17 protein-coding genes and 1 tRNA gene are annotated in these 16,773 nt (G+C 66.4%); 12 read left to right on the top strand and 6 right to left on the bottom strand.

The features are described from left to right. Positions 1 to 89: 89 nt before the first annotated feature. From AC1DCZ_RS04990 to AC1DCZ_RS04980, 3 genes are read right to left on the bottom strand one after another with little or no spacing between them, the layout of a single operon-like run. Positions 90 to 344, bottom strand: a complete 255-nt coding sequence (locus tag AC1DCZ_RS04990; RefSeq protein WP_476973607.1) for a PspC domain-containing protein — start codon at positions 342 to 344, stop codon at positions 90 to 92. A 3-nt stretch (positions 345 to 347) separates the two neighbouring features. Beyond that, positions 348 to 608, bottom strand: coding sequence for a hypothetical protein (locus AC1DCZ_RS04985; RefSeq protein WP_476894008.1), 261 nt, complete (start codon positions 606 to 608; stop codon positions 348 to 350). 1 nt (position 609) lies between these two features. Continuing rightward, positions 610 to 2,163, bottom strand: coding sequence for a PspC domain-containing protein (locus AC1DCZ_RS04980; protein ID WP_476973606.1), 1,554 nt, complete (start codon positions 2,161 to 2,163; stop codon positions 610 to 612). A 124-nt stretch (positions 2,164 to 2,287) separates the two neighbouring features. Here AC1DCZ_RS04980 and AC1DCZ_RS04975 point away from each other — a divergent pair, with 124 nt between their 5' ends. Together AC1DCZ_RS04975 and AC1DCZ_RS04970 are read left to right on the top strand one after the other, a co-directional pair. After that, positions 2,288 to 3,577, top strand: coding sequence for an ATP-binding protein (locus AC1DCZ_RS04975; RefSeq protein WP_476973605.1), 1,290 nt, complete (start codon positions 2,288 to 2,290; stop codon positions 3,575 to 3,577). Beyond that, positions 3,574 to 4,248 (top strand): LuxR C-terminal-related transcriptional regulator, encoded by a 675-nt coding sequence (locus tag AC1DCZ_RS04970; RefSeq protein WP_476973604.1) that lies wholly within the window; start codon positions 3,574 to 3,576, stop codon positions 4,246 to 4,248. The genes AC1DCZ_RS04975 and AC1DCZ_RS04970 overlap by 4 nt, the downstream gene beginning before the upstream one ends. Before the next feature lie 407 nt (positions 4,249 to 4,655). Here the strand turns inward: AC1DCZ_RS04970 and AC1DCZ_RS04965 are convergent, their stop codons facing one another. Further along, entirely contained in the window at positions 4,656 to 5,873 is a 1,218-nt protein-coding gene (locus AC1DCZ_RS04965; protein WP_476973603.1) for a pyridoxal phosphate-dependent aminotransferase, read from the bottom strand. Between the two features lie 276 nt (positions 5,874 to 6,149). Between AC1DCZ_RS04965 and AC1DCZ_RS04960 the strand changes: the two genes are divergently transcribed. The 10 genes from AC1DCZ_RS04960 to AC1DCZ_RS04915 all read left to right on the top strand — a co-directional run bounded on the left by AC1DCZ_RS04960 (position 6,150) and on the right by AC1DCZ_RS04915 (position 14,993). Further along, positions 6,150 to 6,222 (top strand) — tRNA-Trp (locus tag AC1DCZ_RS04960). A 76-nt stretch (positions 6,223 to 6,298) separates the two neighbouring features. Next, on the top strand, positions 6,299 to 6,583 hold the full coding sequence (secE, locus tag AC1DCZ_RS04955; protein ID WP_476894013.1) for a preprotein translocase subunit SecE: 285 nt from the start codon (positions 6,299 to 6,301) through the stop codon (positions 6,581 to 6,583). Between the two features lie 113 nt (positions 6,584 to 6,696). Further along, positions 6,697 to 7,536, top strand: coding sequence for a transcription termination/antitermination protein NusG (nusG, locus tag AC1DCZ_RS04950; RefSeq protein WP_476973602.1), 840 nt, complete (start codon positions 6,697 to 6,699; stop codon positions 7,534 to 7,536). Between the two features lie 128 nt (positions 7,537 to 7,664). Further along, positions 7,665 to 8,096 carry a 50S ribosomal protein L11 gene (rplK, locus tag AC1DCZ_RS04945; RefSeq protein WP_476973601.1) on the top strand — a complete coding sequence of 144 codons (432 nt, stop codon included), beginning with the start codon at positions 7,665 to 7,667 and terminating at the stop codon, positions 8,094 to 8,096. 189 nt (positions 8,097 to 8,285) lie between these two features. After that, the gene (gene rplA, locus AC1DCZ_RS04940) at positions 8,286 to 8,993 is read left to right on the top strand and encodes a 50S ribosomal protein L1 (protein ID WP_091251962.1); all 708 of its coding nucleotides are present in this window, start codon (positions 8,286 to 8,288) and stop codon (positions 8,991 to 8,993) included. A gap of 137 nt (positions 8,994 to 9,130) precedes the next feature. Then, entirely contained in the window at positions 9,131 to 10,258 is a 1,128-nt protein-coding gene (locus AC1DCZ_RS04935) for a GNAT family N-acetyltransferase (protein WP_476973600.1), read from the top strand. Between the two features lie 167 nt (positions 10,259 to 10,425). Beyond that, a complete protein-coding gene (locus AC1DCZ_RS04930; protein WP_476973599.1) occupies positions 10,426 to 11,535 on the top strand; it encodes a GNAT family N-acetyltransferase in 1,110 nt (369 codons plus the stop codon). 311 nt (positions 11,536 to 11,846) lie between these two features. Further along, a complete protein-coding gene (gene rplJ, locus AC1DCZ_RS04925; RefSeq protein ID WP_476894017.1) occupies positions 11,847 to 12,449 on the top strand; it encodes a 50S ribosomal protein L10 in 603 nt (200 codons plus the stop codon). A gap of 76 nt (positions 12,450 to 12,525) precedes the next feature. Beyond that, on the top strand, positions 12,526 to 12,900 hold the full coding sequence (rplL, locus tag AC1DCZ_RS04920; RefSeq protein WP_476973598.1) for a 50S ribosomal protein L7/L12: 375 nt from the start codon (positions 12,526 to 12,528) through the stop codon (positions 12,898 to 12,900). A gap of 233 nt (positions 12,901 to 13,133) precedes the next feature. Continuing rightward, on the top strand, positions 13,134 to 14,993 hold the full coding sequence (locus AC1DCZ_RS04915; protein WP_476973597.1) for a bifunctional metallophosphatase/5'-nucleotidase: 1,860 nt from the start codon (positions 13,134 to 13,136) through the stop codon (positions 14,991 to 14,993). A 27-nt stretch (positions 14,994 to 15,020) separates the two neighbouring features. Here the strand turns inward: AC1DCZ_RS04915 and AC1DCZ_RS04910 are convergent, their stop codons facing one another. After that, positions 15,021 to 15,509, bottom strand: coding sequence for an aminoacyl-tRNA deacylase (locus tag AC1DCZ_RS04910; protein ID WP_476973596.1), 489 nt, complete (start codon positions 15,507 to 15,509; stop codon positions 15,021 to 15,023). Between the two features lie 22 nt (positions 15,510 to 15,531). Beyond that, complete coding sequence (locus AC1DCZ_RS04905; RefSeq protein WP_476894021.1) at positions 15,532 to 16,731, bottom strand: acetyl-CoA C-acetyltransferase; 1,200 nt, start codon at positions 16,729 to 16,731, stop codon at positions 15,532 to 15,534. Positions 16,732 to 16,773: the final 42 nt, after the last annotated feature.

Raw genomic sequence — 16,773 nt, 5'->3', positions numbered from 1 at the left:
TACAGCGAAGGGGTGTCCCTGCCTGGACGGCAGGGACACCCCTTCACTTGGCGCCTGGCTCCTGTGGAGCCTCCCCGCACGGGGCGGCGTCAGGGTCGGCTGGAGCGCCTCTCAAGGAAGTTCTCGAGGACGATGGCGTTCCGCTGGTCCGGGAGGATCAGCCACGCCGCGAGATAGAAGACGAAAGCCGGGCCGGGAAGCAGGCTCAGGAGCAGGTAGGCGATGCGGACGTACGCCACGTCCACATTCAGTTTGGCGGCGATGCCGCCGCAGACGCCGCCCAGCCAGCGCTGCGGTCCGCGTTTCAGGCCTAGGCCCCGGACGATGCTGAAGAACTTATCCATGGTTCAAGACTTCCCTGTGGTTGGTTTTTTGTCACGTCCGCGCGCTGACAGCAGTCCGCCGATCACGAGGGCGGCCCCGGCGCCGATCATCAGGCCGATGAGCACGTACGTGCCGTTAAGGGCGACGATGCCGAGCCGGGAAATGATGATCAGTGCGGCCAGGGCCAGCACGATCAGTCCCCAGACGACCGTGCCAACGCGGGCGCCGGGCCGTGGTCCGTCCGGTGCCTGGCGCTCCTGGACTTCAGGGTCATAGCTGGACATTTCAGTTGCCTTCCTTGATGGTCACGTTGCTGACGGTCCCGGAGATCCTGAGGACCAGCCGGGCCCCCGGCTTGGCCGTGTTGTAGTCGCTCTGCTGGTTCGTCATGCCGCCATGGTCCTGGCTGCCTTCGTGGAGGTTCCCCATGGTCATGTCCGCCTGGACCTGCACCGGGACGGTGTCGGGGATCACCACGGTCAGGTTGCTGGCCGTCGCGTCGATGGGAACGACGACGTCGGCGCCCAGCGGGGGGTTCAGCGCCAGCTTTGTCAGGTCGACAGTCCCCGTCCCGCCCGTGATATCGAAGCCGCTCCGGGCCTGTTCAATGCTGGCGGGTGTCCAGTCTGCGTTCTGGAGCCGGAACCGGTCCCCGTTCGGCACCACGTTGAAGATTCCGCCGATGATCAGTGCGACGACGGCGAAAAAGCCCAGGATGCCCGCGGTGCGGCCCCTTAGCCCGGCGGCCAGGATGCCGAGGCCAAGGACGGCCGCTCCGGCCGCCCAGACCAGGGCGTTGCCGGAGGTGCCAAGATCGATCACGTTGGCGGCGTTGAGGGCTTTGAGGCCGCCGCCCACGAGCAGGGCCGCACCGACCGTCATGGCGACGGCGGGCGTGCCGGGTCCCGGATTGCGGCGCCTGGCCTGCGGTCCCGGAGTTCCGCCGGGCATCGGGCGGTAGCCGCCGGAAGGAGGAATGGGGCCGTAGGGCGGGACGGTACCGGACGGCGGAACGGTTCCGTAGGGCGGAGGCGGACCCCAGGCCGGACCGGCAGCCGGCACGCTGGACGCGTCCGGGAAGGGGGCTGCATCGCCTGTGTTTGCCGGGTTGAGCGGGGTTGCGGGGACTCCGGGCAGGTTGCTCGATGCCATGGAGGGGTTCCCGTGCCGGGCCTTGTTCCGCTGCGTCAGGTAGTAGACGAGGTAGGCGGCGGCGCCCACCCACACGGCGGTCCAGACAAAGGCGCCGAAGCCGTAGCGGTCCCAGCCCCAGACGCCGTTGCCCAGGCTGGGGAAGCCGATGATCGTGGTGATCAGGGCCCCGGTCATGCCCGCGGTCCATCGGCCTGCCGCGGCCTCCTGGACGTGGATGCGGCCGTCGGGTTCCGGCAGGAAGGCCCAGGCGAGGCCATAGAGGAGCACGCCGACGCCCGCGAAAATGGTCAGGACAATCAGGACGCCGCGGACGATCAGGGGATCGACCCCGAGCCGCTGGGCTACGCCGCTGGCGACGCCGCCGATCCACCGCTCCCTTCCGCGCGAGATTCCCTGGCTGCGGATCCAGTCGAAGAAGTGCTGCGGCTGGGCGCCTTCCCGCGGCGGCGTCGCGCCGTAGTAGGGCGGCGGAGGGGTGCCCGGCGTGCCCGGGCCACCGGGCGGATAGAGCGGCGGGGGCTCCGGGGCGGACCCGCCGCGACCCGGCGCGCTCGCCGGTTCCGCCGAGGGGGAGGGGGATGGGGAGGTGGGGACCGGCGCCGGGAAGGACGTGCCGTCCGGACGGCCGGGGACGCCGTTTGCGGAGCCTTGGCCTTCAGCTGGGTGCGGGGTGGAATCGTTCATACCTCGATCCTTCCGTTTCCGGCTCTGCCGTTCTACTGGGGAACACCCTGACTCATCCCTGAGCGGCCCCCGGTTGAGCCCGGAAACGCCGCCCGGGAACCCCGATCCGTGCTTGGATTGATGCATGACAACTGCCGCTGCCCGCCCGCCGCTGACCCGTGGCGGCGGCCGTGTGATTGCAGGCGTCTGTGCAGGCCTCGCCGACCACCTTGGCTGGCCGGTGAGCATGGTCAGGATCGGCATGGTGCTGGCCGCGCTTGCCGGCGGCGCCGGAGTGGCGTTTTACGCCTGGCTCTGGATCATGGTTCCCACGGCGGACGAAAGCGCGAAGAGAACCGGCCCGCGGCCGGCGTCGCCAATAGCCCCGGCGGTGAGCGTCCCCGGGGCATCCCCCTCGGGATTCATGTGGAGCAGGGGGCCGGCGGTCCCGTTCGGCAAGGAGATCCTGCTGGGCGCAGGACTCCTCCTGGCGGCCGGAATCCTCATCGCCCGGCTCCTGGGCTTTGACGTTCCGTTGGGCACCCTGATCCCGGCCGCAGCCATCCTGGGCGGCGCGGCGATAGCCTGGATGCAGCTGGACGAGACCCGCAGGGCCGGCCTCGTGGACAAGACCAAAGCCGACCAGGCAGGCGGCTGGGTCCGCCTCGCCGCGGGGCTGGCACTGGTGGTGGCCGGCGTGCTGCTGATGGTCTCAGGCTCCGGTTCCTGGGAACAGACCTGGCTGGCCCTGCTCTCCTCGGTGGCCGTCCTCGGGGGCGTGGCCCTCGTGTTGCTTCCCTGGGGACTGAAGTTCTGGCGCGATCTTGAAACCGAGCGCGCCGGCCGGGTCCGTGCCACGGAGCGCGCCGAGATTGCCGCCCACCTCCACGATTCCGTGCTCCAGACGCTGGCCCTGATCCAGCGGCGGGCCGGCAACGAGCACGATGTCGTGCGGCTGGCACGCGCGCAGGAGCGTGAGTTGCGGGGCTGGCTCTACCGGGACCCCGGTAAGGAAGCCGGCCAGCTGTCCGCCGGCATTAAGGCCGCAGCCGCTGAGGTCGAGGACGCCCAGGGGCAGGCTGTGGAAGTGGTCAGCGTCGGCGACTGCGCCATGACCGAACGCCACGAGGCGCTCGTCCAGGCGGCCCGTGAGGCCATGCTGAACGCTGCCCGGCACGGAGGCGGCGCCGTCTCCGTGTACCTGGAAGTAACCGACGGCGCCGCTGAGGTCTTCGTCAAGGACCGCGGCCCCGGTTTCGACCCGGAGACGGTCCCCGGCGACCGGCTCGGCGTGCGGGAATCGATTGTGGGGCGGATGAACCGCCACGGCGGCACCGCCACCATCAGCAGCAGCACGGACGGCACCGAAGTGCGGCTGCGGCTGCCCGCCTCCGCGGGACCGGCCGCAGCGGAGAACGGAGAGGGCAAAGCATGAACACCGCAGAGGCAACGCATCCAGCCGCAGGGATCCGCGTGGTCATCGTGGATGACCATGCCATCTTTCGGTCCGGGCTGAAAGCGGACCTGGATCCCGGCATCGTCGTCGCGGGCGAGGCCGGAACCGTCGAGGAGGCCATTGCCGTCATCGCAGCCGCGCGTCCCGACGTCGTGCTGCTGGACGTCCATCTGCCCGGCGGCCTCGGGGGAGGGGGACGCGAAGTGCTGGCAGGTTCGGCGCCGCTGCTGGGTGGCACCCGGTTCCTCGCGCTGAGTGTCTCCGACGCCGCGGAGGACGTGGTCTCGGTCATCCGGGCCGGCGCACGCGGGTACGTGACCAAGACGATTTCCGGTCCGGAGATCAGCGATGCCGTCCGCCGGGTCGCGGGTGGCGATGCCGTCTTCTCGCCCCGCCTTGCCGGCTTTGTCCTCGATGCCTTCGGCACAGCCCCCGCGGAGATCGCCGACGGGGAACTGGACCGGCTTTCCGCCAGGGAGTTGGAGGTGATGCGCCTGATCGCCCGTGGATACAGCTATAAGGAAGTCGCCAAGGAGTTGTTCATCTCGATCAAGACCGTCGAAACCCACGTCTCGGCTGTGTTGCGCAAGCTCCAGCTCTCCAACCGGCACGAACTGACCCGGTGGGCCGCCGAGCGACGACTCCTCTGAGCGTCAGCCCCGTAGCCCCTCTGGACATGCTCATTCTTAGACAGCACGAGTGGGCAGAATGGCATTCTGTCCATTAATGGTCATTGGGGCTGGACATGTCCCGTGGTGCGTGGTGCGGGGGCTGGACATGTCCCGTGGCACCGTAGTCCTTCTGGACATGCTCATTCTTAGACAGCACGAGTGGGCAGAATGGCATTGTGTCCATTGGTGGTCATTGGGGCTGGACATGTCCTGCGGTGCGTGGTGCGGGGGCTGGACATGTCCCGTGGCACCGTAGTCCTTCTGGACATGCTCATTCTTAAACACCACGAGTGGGCAGAATGGCATTGTGTCCATTGGTGGTCATTGGGGCTGGACATGTCCTGCGGTGCGTGGTGCGGGGGCTGGACATGTCCCGCGCGAGGGTCCTATTTGGCCTTGCCGAGGAAGTCCTGCAGCCGGGCGACGCCGGTGGCCAGATCGTCGTCGCCCAGGGCGTAGGAGAGGCGGAGGTAGCCGGAGGGGCCGAACGCTTCGCCGGGAACGACGGCGACCTCGACTTCGTCCAGGATAAGGGCCGCGAGTTCCGCCGACGTCGAGGGCCGGACCGGTCCGTTCGCCGACGGGAACTCCTTGCCCAGCAGTGCGCGGACGTCCGCGTAGACGTAGAAGGCGCCCTTCGGCGTCGGGCAGTCAACGCCCTCGATGGCGTTCAGGCCCGCCACGATCGTCTTGCGGCGGCGGTCAAAGGCGACTTTCATCGCGTCGACGGCGGTCAGCGGACCGGACACCGCGGCGAGGGCGGCAACCTGGGGGATGTTGGAGACGTTGGATGTGGCGTGCGACTGCAGGTTGGTGGCGGCCTTGATGACGTCGGCCGGCCCGATCATCCAGCCCACGCGCCAGCCCGTCATGGCATAGGTCTTCGCGACTCCGTTGAGGATGACGACTTTGTCGCCGAGCTCGGGGACTGCGGTGGCAATGGAGGTGAACGGGACGCCGTCGTACGTCAGGTGCTCGTAGATCTCGTCGGTGACAACCCACAGGCCCCTGGACGCTGCCCACTGGCCGATCTCCTTGACCTGTTCCGGGGAGTAGACGGCGCCGGTGGGATTGGACGGGGAAACGAAGAGCAGGATCTTGGTGCGGTCGGTGAGGGCTGCTTCCAGCTGCGCGACCGTGACCAGGTATCCCTGCTCGGGCCCGGCGAAAACCTCCACCGGGACGCCGCCGCCGAGCCGGATGGCCTCCGGGTAGGTGGTCCAGTACGGGGTGGGCACAATGACCTCGTCGCCCGGATCCAGCAGGGTCGCGAAGGTGTTGTAGACGGCCTGCTTGCCGCCGTTGGTTACGAGCACCTGGGACGCGTCGGCCTTGTAGCCGGAGTCCCGGAACGTCTTGTCCGCGATGGCCTGCTTCAGCTCGGGCAGCCCGCCGGCGGGGGAGTAGCGGTGGTACTTGGGCTGGCTGGCGGCCTCGATAGCGGCCTGAACGATGTAATCGGGCGTCGGGAAATCGGGCTCGCCGGCGCCAAAGCCGATGACCGGCCGGCCGGCTGCCTTCAACGCCTTCGCCTTGGCATCGACAGCCAGCGTGGCGGATTCGGCTATGGCGGAAATGCGCTGGGAAATGCGGGCGGCAGACATGGCAGGTCCATTCTTCGCTTACAGCTGGGTGGCTGAATGTGGGATTCGACGGAATCTACTCTATGCTGATCACCGGATCCTCCGGGGTGCCGGCCCGGAAATGTGACTGAAAGCTTTCAGTTGATTTCCGGCGGACACGCCGGGGTCCACGGACGGCCGGTTCGACGTAGACGCAGTTGTTGCGTAGACTGGTTCTCCGGTGTTGAAAACACGATGATGGTCTGCGCCTCAGGGAAATCTGGGGGAAACGCCGGCTGGAACGGTTTTTCGCTCCATAGGGTAGTGGCGCAATTGGTAGCGCAGCGGTCTCCAAAACCGCAGGTTGCAGGTTCGAGTCCTGTCTGCCCTGCGCATGCTGTTCCGGGAAACGGAACCAGCGCAGCAACCATGGTTCAGTTCAGAACCGGGTATCCGACATTGCGAGGATGAGTGAGGACCAGGTGACCGAAACAGCTGCAAGCAGCTCCAAAGGCCGCCCCGCCAAGAACGCCGCCAAGGCTGGCTTCTTCGCTCGCATAGCACTCTTCGTCCGGCAGGTAATTGGCGAACTGAAGAAGGTCGTTGCACCGACCCGCAAGGAATTGATCAACTACACGCTCGTGGTGCTGGTGTTCGTGGTCATCATGATGCTCATCGTCACCCTGCTGGACCTGGCCTTCGGAACCGGAGTGAGCTGGGTCTTCGGCAGCCAGGGCGCCACGGACCGCTAAGGCGACCGGTCCGCAGACCGCGTGGATGCCCCGGGAAACCGGAGGTTCCGCGGGGTGTGCGGAATTGAGTCATTTAAATAGGCATGTTAGGCAATGAGGAAGCAGGAGACCAAGTGTCTGAGCAGGAGCTCGAGGTAACTGAGACTGAGCTGGATAAGAGCCAGGACGCCGCGGTGGATGCCGCGGAAGAGTCCGAGGCTGTGTCTGCTGCGCCCGAATCCGACGTCACTGACGAGGCCGCAGCGCTTGAAGCAGCGGACGAGGCAACCGAATCCGCAGATACTGCAGCCGAGTCCGACGAAGCTGCAGTTGGGTCCGAGGACGCGCTGGCGGCAGCTGCTGCCGCCGCCGAAGTTGACCCGGCAGATGAATTCAAGGCCAAGCTGCGTCGCCAGGAGGGTGACTGGTACGTCATCCACTCCTACGCAGGCTATGAGAACCGCGTCAAGGCAAACCTTGAGACCCGCATCCAGACCCTGGACATGGAAGATTACATCTTCGAAATCCAGGTTCCGATGGAAGAAGTCGTTGAGATCAAGAACGCTCAGCGCAAGGTCATCAACCGCGTCCGGATCCCCGGCTATGTCCTGGTCCGCATGGACCTGACGGATGCCTCCTGGGGCGCCGTCCGCCACACCCCCGGTGTCACCGGCTTCGTGGGCAACGCCCACAACCCCGTGCCGCTGCGCCTGGATGAGGTCTTCTCCATGCTCGCCCCGGTCTTCGAAGAAGAACAGGCCGAGAAGGGCAAGCCGGTCAAGCACGCTGCCGCGCACGTCGACGTCGACTTCGAGGTCGGCGAATCGGTCATCGTCAAGGAAGGTCCGTTCGAGACCCTTCCGGCCACGATCTCCGAGATCAAGGTCGATTCCCAGACCCTTGTGGTGCTCGTCTCCATCTTTGAGCGCGAGACTCCCGTCACCCTGTCGTTCAACCAGGTCAGCAAGATCTAGCTTTCCCACAGAATTCGCCCCGGACTGCCCGCTTAGCAGCCACGGGGCGGCCGGCCGCCTCGCCATGGCGGCCACCAACCTGAGGCACGCTCCTGTGTCCCAGGACGTATTTGAGAGAAGGACCTACATTGGCTCCCAAGAAGAAGGTCACCGGCCTCATCAAGCTGCAGATCCAGGCAGGTGCCGCTAACCCGGCCCCGCCGATCGGTCCTGCGCTTGGCCAGCACGGTGTCAACATCATGGAATTCTGCAAGGCGTACAACGCTGCGACGGAAGCCCAGCGCGGCAACGTTATCCCGGTGGAAATCACGGTCTACGAGGACCGTTCATTCACGTTCATCACCAAGACCCCTCCGGCTGCGGAACTGATCAAGAAGGCTGCCGGCGTCGCCAAGGGTTCACCGACCCCGCACACCGTCAAGGTTGCCAGGCTGACCCAGGCCCAGGTCAACGAGATCGCCACCACCAAGATGGAAGACCTCAACGCCACAAGCCTTGAAGGCGCAGCGAAGATCATCGCCGGCACCGCCCGTTCCATGGGCATCACCGTCGAAGGTTAATTCCCCCACCGCTGATGCGGCGTCGGGTTCGGAATACCGATCGCGACGCCGGACAGCACCGCCGGGCGACCGGCACCACCTAATCATTGAAAAACCGGACTTCCGGAACGGATTAACCAGCCGGAATTCCGACTGTGGCAGGGCCCAGCGCGGTCCGCAGACCACAACTGCACAAGGAGAATAAGCAGCATGGCAAAGCGCAGCAAAGCATACGAGGCAGCCGCAGCCAAGATCGACGCGGAGAAGTTCTACGCGCCGTTCGAGGCAGTGACGCTGGCCAAGGACACCAACCCGTCCAAGTTCGACGCAACCGTTGAGGTCGCTTTCCGCCTGGGCGTTGACCCTCGCAAGGCCGACCAGATGGTCCGTGGCACCGTCAACCTGCCGCACGGCACCGGCAAGGTCGCCCGCGTCCTCGTCTTCGCAACGGGCGACAAGGCTGAAGCAGCAATCGCTGCCGGCGCCGACTTCGTTGGTTCTGATGACCTGATCGAAAAGATCGCGGCCGGCTGGACCGACTTCGACGCCGCCGTCGCCACCCCCGACCTCATGGGCAAGGTTGGCCGCCTCGGTAAGGTCCTGGGTCCGCGTAACCTGATGCCGAACCCGAAGACGGGCACCGTGACCGCTGACGTCGCCAAGGCCGTCAACGACATCAAGGGCGGCAAGATCGACTTCCGCGTCGACAAGCACTCGAACCTGCACTTCATCATCGGCAAGGTTTCCTTCGACGCCATCAAGCTGGCCGAGAACTACGCCGCCGCTCTGGAGGAGGTCCTCCGCCTCAAGCCGTCCGCTTCCAAGGGCCGCTACATCCAGAAGGCCACCGTCGCCACGACGTTCGGCCCGGGCATCTCGGTTGACCCCAACGTCACCAAGGTCCTGACCGAGGTCTAAGCCTCACCGGTACGAACTGAGAGACCGTCCCGCAGTTGCGGGGCGGTCTTTCTGCTTTCCCGGGCAGTGGCCCGTCGGAGCATTCCGTGGCACGGAAACTCCTTGGAAGTGCCGGGGCCGCCGGTTAAGCTGACCCGGTGACGACAGCGCCGTACCTCATAGAACCCCTCAATCTCCCGGCAGCCCTCCACGCCCCGGACAACGGGGACTTCCTGGAGTTCACGAAACTCTGTGACGCCGTGGTGCTGCAGACCTGGGGCAGCCTGGACCGCGGCGCTTCCCCGGCGGCCCGGCTCCAGTACTGGCAGGACACCCCCTACACCCGGCTGCGGCAGTTCTTCGTGCGCCAGGACGGCCGCATGGTTGCCAGATCGTTCGTCCGGTTCTGGCTGCAGGAGAACCTGCGCCTCGCCCTCGTAAGGGTCGAGGTCCTCGACGGCTTCGCGGGCCGCGGGATCGGCACGGCCCTCCTCCGCCACATCGAGGAGCTGGCCACCTCGGAAGGCCGCACGATCCTTCAGGGCTACACGGAGCATCCCGCAGCCTTCGACCCCGATGAGCCCGGCGCGGGCGCCGCCCTGGTCAAGCCCGCGACCGGCTCGGGAGCACTGCCCGCCGGGGCGCCAGGAGTGCGCTTCGCGCTGACGGCAGGGTACCGGCTGGAGCAGGTGGAACGATTCAGCAGCCTTGAGCTGCCCGCGGCCGCGGCAGTCCTGGACGAACTGGAGGAGGACGCGCGGCGCAAAGCGGGGGAGTACGAGCTGCTGCACTGGACGGATGAGTGCCCGGACGAGTACCTCGACCAGCTCGCACTGCTGATGTCGCGCATGAGCACGGACGCGCCGAGCGGCGGTCTCAGCTATGAAGCAGAGACCTGGGATGCTGCCCGTGTCCGGCACGTCCAGGACACGTGGCGCCTGGCAGGGCTGACCTCCCTCGTGGCTGCGGCGCGCCACCGGACCACCGGGGAGCTGGCGGCGTACTCCGTCCTCCAGCTCACGGACGCCAAGCCGTGGCTTGCCAGCCAGGACGACACCCTTGTCGCCGGCGCCCACCGCGGCCACCGGCTCGGCATGATGGTGAAGATTCTCAATCTGCGCGTGCTCCTCGCCGGCTACCCGGCGGTGAAGCGTGTCACCACTTTCAACGCCGCCGAGAACGACCACATGCTGGCCATCAACATTGCGCTCGGGTTCCGGCCGGCAGGCTTCGACGGCGAGTGGCAGCGCACCGCCGCCACGGAGGGTGCCGCCGCCCGTGAATGACCCGGCGCGTCGGACGACGGCGTCAGCCCGACGCCCGGCAGGGAGGAGCCCGAGGTCACCCATGGAATGCCGGAGTAAACCGGCATATGCTGACGGTTGAAAGCCCGGCCTATGCCGGGCCTCCGGCACCGATGGTGGGCGGCAGAACGGCTGGAATGATGCCCTCAATGGCAAACGACGTACGGATTGAACAGCTCTGGATACCCGATTCCCTCGACGGGCCGGACGCCGCCGACTTTCTTGCCGCCGTCGAAGTCGGCCGCAAGGTGCGGATGCAGACCTGGGGCAGCGACGACCTCGCCTATGCCCCGCAGGAGAAGCTGCTTGAGATGGCGGACCCCTACGAGCGCCAGGTGATCCTCGTGGCAAAGATCCGGGGAAACATCGTCGGAACCGCGGACATCGCCCTGCCCCTCGTGGACAACCTTGATCTGGCAGAATTCACCCTCGACATTCTTCCGGAGTTCCGGCACCAAGGGGTGGGCCGGCAGCTGCTTGAAGCGGCGGAGCACTTTGCCCGCGATGAGGGGCGGCACACGATCCTGATCGACACCAACCATCCGGGCGCTTCCCTGACCGACGGCGACGCCGAGCAGCTGGTCCCCGGCAGCGGGCTCGGCTTCGTTCCGCTGGGCAGCCGCGAGGTCGAGTTTGCCCGGCTCACCGGCTACACCCTGCAGCACATCGAGCAGTTCAGCTCCCGCGCCCTTCCCCTGGACAGCAAGCTTGTCGCCGAGTTGGAGGCCGAGGCCAACGAGGCCAACGGCGGCCGCTACCGCCTGCACCACTGGACGGACAGGTGCCCGGACCAGTGGCTGGAGGCCGTCGCGGCACTCGAAAACCGGGCCGGCGAGGACGGGGTCCCGGGCGTGGAGGCGGAAGACATGGTGTTCGACGGCGGCATCCTCCGCGAGGCGGAAGAGGTCGCCATCGCGCAGGGGCGCCGGACGGTGGTCACCGCCGTCGAGCACATTGCCAGCGCAACGCTTGTTGGCCTGACCACGATCAGCGTCCTGGCCCTCCGCCCGGATGTGGTGTTCCAGGACGACACGGTGGTGCTCCAGGAGCACCGGGGCAACAAGCTGGGCCTGCTGATCAAGGTCGCCAACATGGAACGGCTCACCGAACAGTTCCCGGACTCCCGGGTCCTCTACACCTGGAACGCGCCGGAGAACCGCTACCTGCTCAAGGTCAACCAGCAGCTCGGATTCACCACTGCGGGCGTGACCGGCATCTGGCAGAAGGAACTGCCGGACTTCGGCCCCACCGTCAGCTGAGGCGGGACGGCCATGCCCGATTTGGAGCAGACGCAACGTGTCCCGTAAGCTGGGAGAACCAAAGACCGTCGGTTGTTGGAAATCCACTCTCCCAAGCAAGGCTCACTTCTGCAGCCGCGCCGGGGAGGTGCAGTGGATCTCCAGACGAAGGACCCTGAACATAGGGCGGCCGGCGCAGGTGAACGAAGCAAAGCTCCGCAGTCATTGACCGCGTCGAGACAAGCCCCGTGCATCTGCGCGGGGCGTTTTTTAGTTTTAGCTCATCTGAGCGGGGACCCGGAATCACCGGCACTATCCCCGGAAGGAGGGTTATGGCAACGCCTAGCAAGGTTTCAGCAGTAGCTGAGATCACTAACGATTTCAAGGAATCGAACGCCGCTGTCCTGACCGAATACCGTGGGCTCACCGTTGCACAGCTCAAGCAGCTGCGTGTTTCTCTCGGCCAGGAAACCAAATTCTCGGTCGTCAAGAACACCCTGACCGCAATTGCAGCCAAGGAAGCTGGTGTCGAAGCATTCGACGGCCAGCTCGCCGGCCCCACTGCAATCGCGTTCATCAAGGGTGACGCAGTTGCCGCTGCCAAGAGCCTGACGGATTTTGCCAAGGCCAACAAGCAGCTGGTCATCAAGACCGGTTACTTCGAGGGCAAGGCACTGAACGCCAGCGAAGTTGCTGCCCTGGCAGCACTCGAGTCCCGCGAGCTGCAGCTCGCCAAGGTTGCAGGCATCCTCAAGGCTCCTGCTGCCGCTGCTGTACGCATCATCGACGCGCTGCGCCTCAAGCTTGAAGAAGAGAACGGTGCTCCGGCTGAAGCCGAGGCGCCCGCCGCTGAAGAAGCTCCGGCCGAAGCCACCGCAGATGCAGCAGTAGAGGCTGAAGCTCCGGCTGAAGCCGCAGCCCCCGAAGAGAACTAACTCTCTTCTCACCAAGACTCCGGTGTGAAGGCAAGGCCCAGGCCGCCGATCACCACTATAGGAAGGACGCCACACCATGGCGAAGCTCACCAACGAAGAGCTCATTGAAGCTTTCAAGGAACTGACCATCATCGATCTCTCTGAGTTCGTCAAGCTCTTCGAAGAGACCTTCGAAGTTACGGCCGCTGCCGTTGCTGTTGCTGGCCCCGCTGCCGGCGCTGCTGCAGAAGAAGAAGAGCAGACCGCATTCGACGTCATCCTCGAGCACCCGGGCGACAAGAAGATTGCAGTCATCAAGGAAGTTCGTGCAATCACGTCCCTGGGCCTCAAGGAAGCCAAGGACGTTGTCGACAGCGCCCCGAAGGCCATCCTCGAAGGTGTCACCAAGGAAGCTGCCGAGAAGGCTGTTGCTCAGCTCGAAGAGGCTGGCGCACGCGTTACCCTCAAGTAACTCGATCGGTCCGGGAACCCCGATCCGTTCGGGTTGCCGCTCTGCTCCGGGAAACCCCGTCCACCCAGGTGGGCGGGGTTTCCTGCGTTCGGGGCCGGATCGGGCCGGGCCGGAGCGGACGGAACCGAAAGCTTTGCCAAAGAGATTGTGAACTCTCTGTTCTAGTGGGTGTGGGCGACCCTAGACTGTGGCTTTGTGCCGACCGGCCACCAACATTGAGGAGTTCACACACAATGACGGACCCGAACATTCCACTGTCCCGCCGCGCCATGCTCACCGCAGCCCTCGTGGGCGGGAGCGCCGCGGCCGCCACCCTGGCCGGCGCCGCCGCCGCCCACGCCGGACCTGCCGCCGGGTCCGACACCCGGGCCGGCGGCGGGAAGCAGTTCACGCTGACGGTGCTCGGCACCACCGATCTGCATAACAACGTCTTCAACTGGGACTACTTCAAGAACGTCCCCTACTCCGACTCCGCCAGCAACCGGATCGGGATCGCCCAGGCCGCCACGCTCATCAAAGCCATGCGGGCAGAGCGGGGCGCGGCCAACACCCTGACGATCGATGCCGGGGACACCATCCAGGGCACGCCACTGGCCTACTATTTCGCCAAGATCAACCCGATCTCCGCGACGGTCAAGCACCCCATGGCCCTGGCCATGAATTCGGTGGGCTACGACGCCGTCTGCCTGGGCAACCACGAGTTTAACTACGGCATACCGCTGCTGCGCACGTGGGAGGGGCAGCTGGACTTCCCCCTGCTCGGCGCCAACGTCCGCGACGCCGCGACGGGCAGCCGGGCGTTCACCCCGTATGTCCTCAAGCGCGTCAAGACCGGCAATGGCTGGGTGACCGTGGGGCTGGTCGGCTTCGTGACCCCCGGCTGTGCGCTGTGGGACCGCGACAACGTCCAAGGCCGGCTGGACTTCAACGGGATCGTGGAGGAGGCCAGGAAGGTCATCCCGGAAATGAAGGCCGCGGGTGCCGATGTGGTGATTGTCTCCAGCCATTCGGGCGCGACGCCGGGATCCTCGTACGGCGATGCCCTGCCGTTCCCCGAGAACGCCTCCACCCAGCTGGCCGAGGAGGTCCCCGGAATCGACGCGATCCTGGTGGGCCATGCCCACCTTGAGATTCCGGAGCGCTTCGTCACCAACAAGGAAACCGGCAGGCAGGTGCTCCTGGCAGAGCCCCTGAAGTGGGGCATGCGCGTTTCCGTCATGGAACTTGAGCTGGCCAGGGAGAAGGGCCAGTGGACCGTGATCTCCGCGCACTCACACCTCCTGGACGCCAAGACGGTGGACGCGGATCCTGCTGTGGTCCGTGCCGTCCAGGCGGGGCATGACGCCACGGTGAAGTACGTGAACGCGGTGATCGGAACGTCCACTGCGCCCCTGAGCACGGCCACCGCCTGCTGGCAGGACTCGGCCGCGATTGACGCCATCAACTACGTCCAGGCCAGCACCATCAAGGCCGAACTCGCCGGCGGCCCGAACGCCGGACTCCCGGTCCTGTCCATTGCCGCCGCGTTCTCCCGCGAGGTGGACGTCAAAGCCGGTCCGCTGACGATCCGCGACGTGGCAGGGCTCTACATCTTTGACAACACGCTTCTGTCCATTAAGGTCACCGGGGCCCAGGTCAAGGCGTACCTGGAGTGGTCCGCGCAGTATTTCAGGCCTGTCAGCACTACCACGGCACGCGCTGCGGATGTGACGAACGCCGTGACGGCCACAGCCCCGAACGGCACTCCGGACTACAACTACGACGTCGTCTACGGCCTGGATGCCCCGCTGGACTACGAGATCGACCTCGCCCGGCCCGCGGGGGACCGCATTGTCGGGCTGGCCTACGGCGGCAAGGCGCTGGCCCCGGAGCAGGAATTCGCCATGGCCATCAACAACTACCGCCAGAGCGGCGGCGGCAATTTCCCGGGCGTGAAAACGGCCCCGGTGCTCTCCAACAGCCAGCAGGAGATCCGGCAGCGCATCATTGACTACGTCGTGGACCGCGGTACCCTGGACGTCGCCGTGTTCAGCCGGGACAACTGGCGCCTGACCGTGGACGGGCGGCCGCTCACCGTCACGCCCCAGACGTGACCCCGCGTCGGTCTTAACCCGCCTGGGCTAGTTGGCTTCGGTGATGTCCGCGACGACAGCGTCCAGGGCCGCCGTCAGGGCATCGGCGTCGACGAAGGCGCTGTAGCCGTGCTCCCCGGCACCCATGGAGATCCGGCGTCCGGTGAGGGTCAGGTCTGCGTAGACGGGCCAGGGCGAAGTGCTGCCGAGCGGTGTGATGGTGCCGCGCTCGTACCCGGTGGCCTCGAAGGCGGTCTCGGCCGTAGGGAGCGAGAGTTTGTTGACGCCGACCAGCTTGCGGAGCTTGGGCCAGGAAATCTGCCGGTCGCCCGGGACCAGGGCGAACAGGAAGCTGCCGTCCTTGTGTTTGACCACGAGGGATTTGACGATATCCGCGGGCTGGATGCCCAGGATCCGTGCCGCCTCATCAAGGCTGCTGGCCGCCAGCCGCTCCACGACCTGCACTTCCAAGCCCCGGGCCGCGGCGTCGGCCAGGAACCGGTCCCGGCCGGCGCCGCCCCGCATCTTCCCTGTCATCGGCCCGCCCGGTTCCGGAAGATCAGTCGCGGAAGAGCAGGAGGGCTTCGCCCTGGCCGCCGCCGCCGCAGAGGGACACGGCGGCCTTGCCCGCGCCGCGCCGCTTCAGTTCATGGGCCGCGTGCAGCGCCAGCCGGGCGCCCGACGCGCCGATCGGGTGTCCGAGGGCGATTGCACCGCCGTGGATGTTGCACTTCTCCAGCGGGTAGGCGAGGTCCTTCAGCGACTGCACCGCAACTGAGCCGAAGGCCTCGTTGATTTCGATGAAGTCGAGGTCCGCGGCAGACCATCCGGCCTTGTCGAGGGCGCTCTTGATGGCGTTGGACGGCTGCGAGTGCAGCGAGTTGTCCGGCCCGGCAACCTGGCCCGGTTTGCCGACCACGGCGAGATACTCCAGGCCGTTGTCCTCCGCGAACCTGCGGGACGTCAGTACGAGGGCGGCGGCGCCGTCGGACAGGGGAGAGGAGTTGCCTGCCGTAATGGTGCCGTCGGTGACGAACGCAGCGCGCAGGCCTGCCAGCGACTCGACCGTGGTGTCCGGCCGGATGCCCTCGTCCGACGTCAGGACGATCGGATCGCCCTTGCGCTGCTTGACGCTGACCGGCGCGATCTCGACGTCGAACACGCCGTCCTTGGCGGCCCGGGCAGCCCGCTGGTGCGACGCCGCGGCGACCGCGTCCTGGGAGGTCCGGTCGATGCCGAGGGTGAGGTTCTTGGTCTCCGTGGACAGGCCCATGGACTGCCCGTCGAACGCATCGGTCAGACCATCGTGGGCAGCGACGTCGAGCGCCTGCACAGTGCCGTACATCCAGCCCTGCCGGGAGCCCGGCAGGATGTGCGGGGCCCGGGTCATGGACTCCTGGCCGCCGGCGACGACGACGGTCGCGTCGCCGCTGCGGATCATCCGGGCGGCGTCAATCACGGCGGTGAGACCGGACAGGCAGACCTTGTTGATAGTGACCGTGGGCACATTCCAGCCGATGCCGGCTGCGATGGCACTCTGGCGGGCGGGGTTCTGGCCCGCGCCTGCCTGCAGGACCTGGCCCATGATGACGGCGTCCACCCGCTCGGCTTTCACTCCGCTGGCCGTGAGGGCAGCCCGGATGGCATGGGCGCCGAGTTCGACGGCCGTGAAGCTTGCCAGCTGCCCGTTGAGGCGGCCCTGGGGCGTGCGGGCGGCGGCGAGGATGACAACATCGTTGTTGTCCGCGGAGTTGCTCATGGTTTATCTCTTCCGATCATTGAGGGCTTACGCCTAGGTTAT

The sequence above is a fragment of the Arthrobacter sp. 10N418 genome (assembly GCF_056394725.1).
The sequence above is the reverse complement of the archived record's forward strand: the minus strand, read 5'-3'. Positions and strand labels throughout refer to the sequence as shown.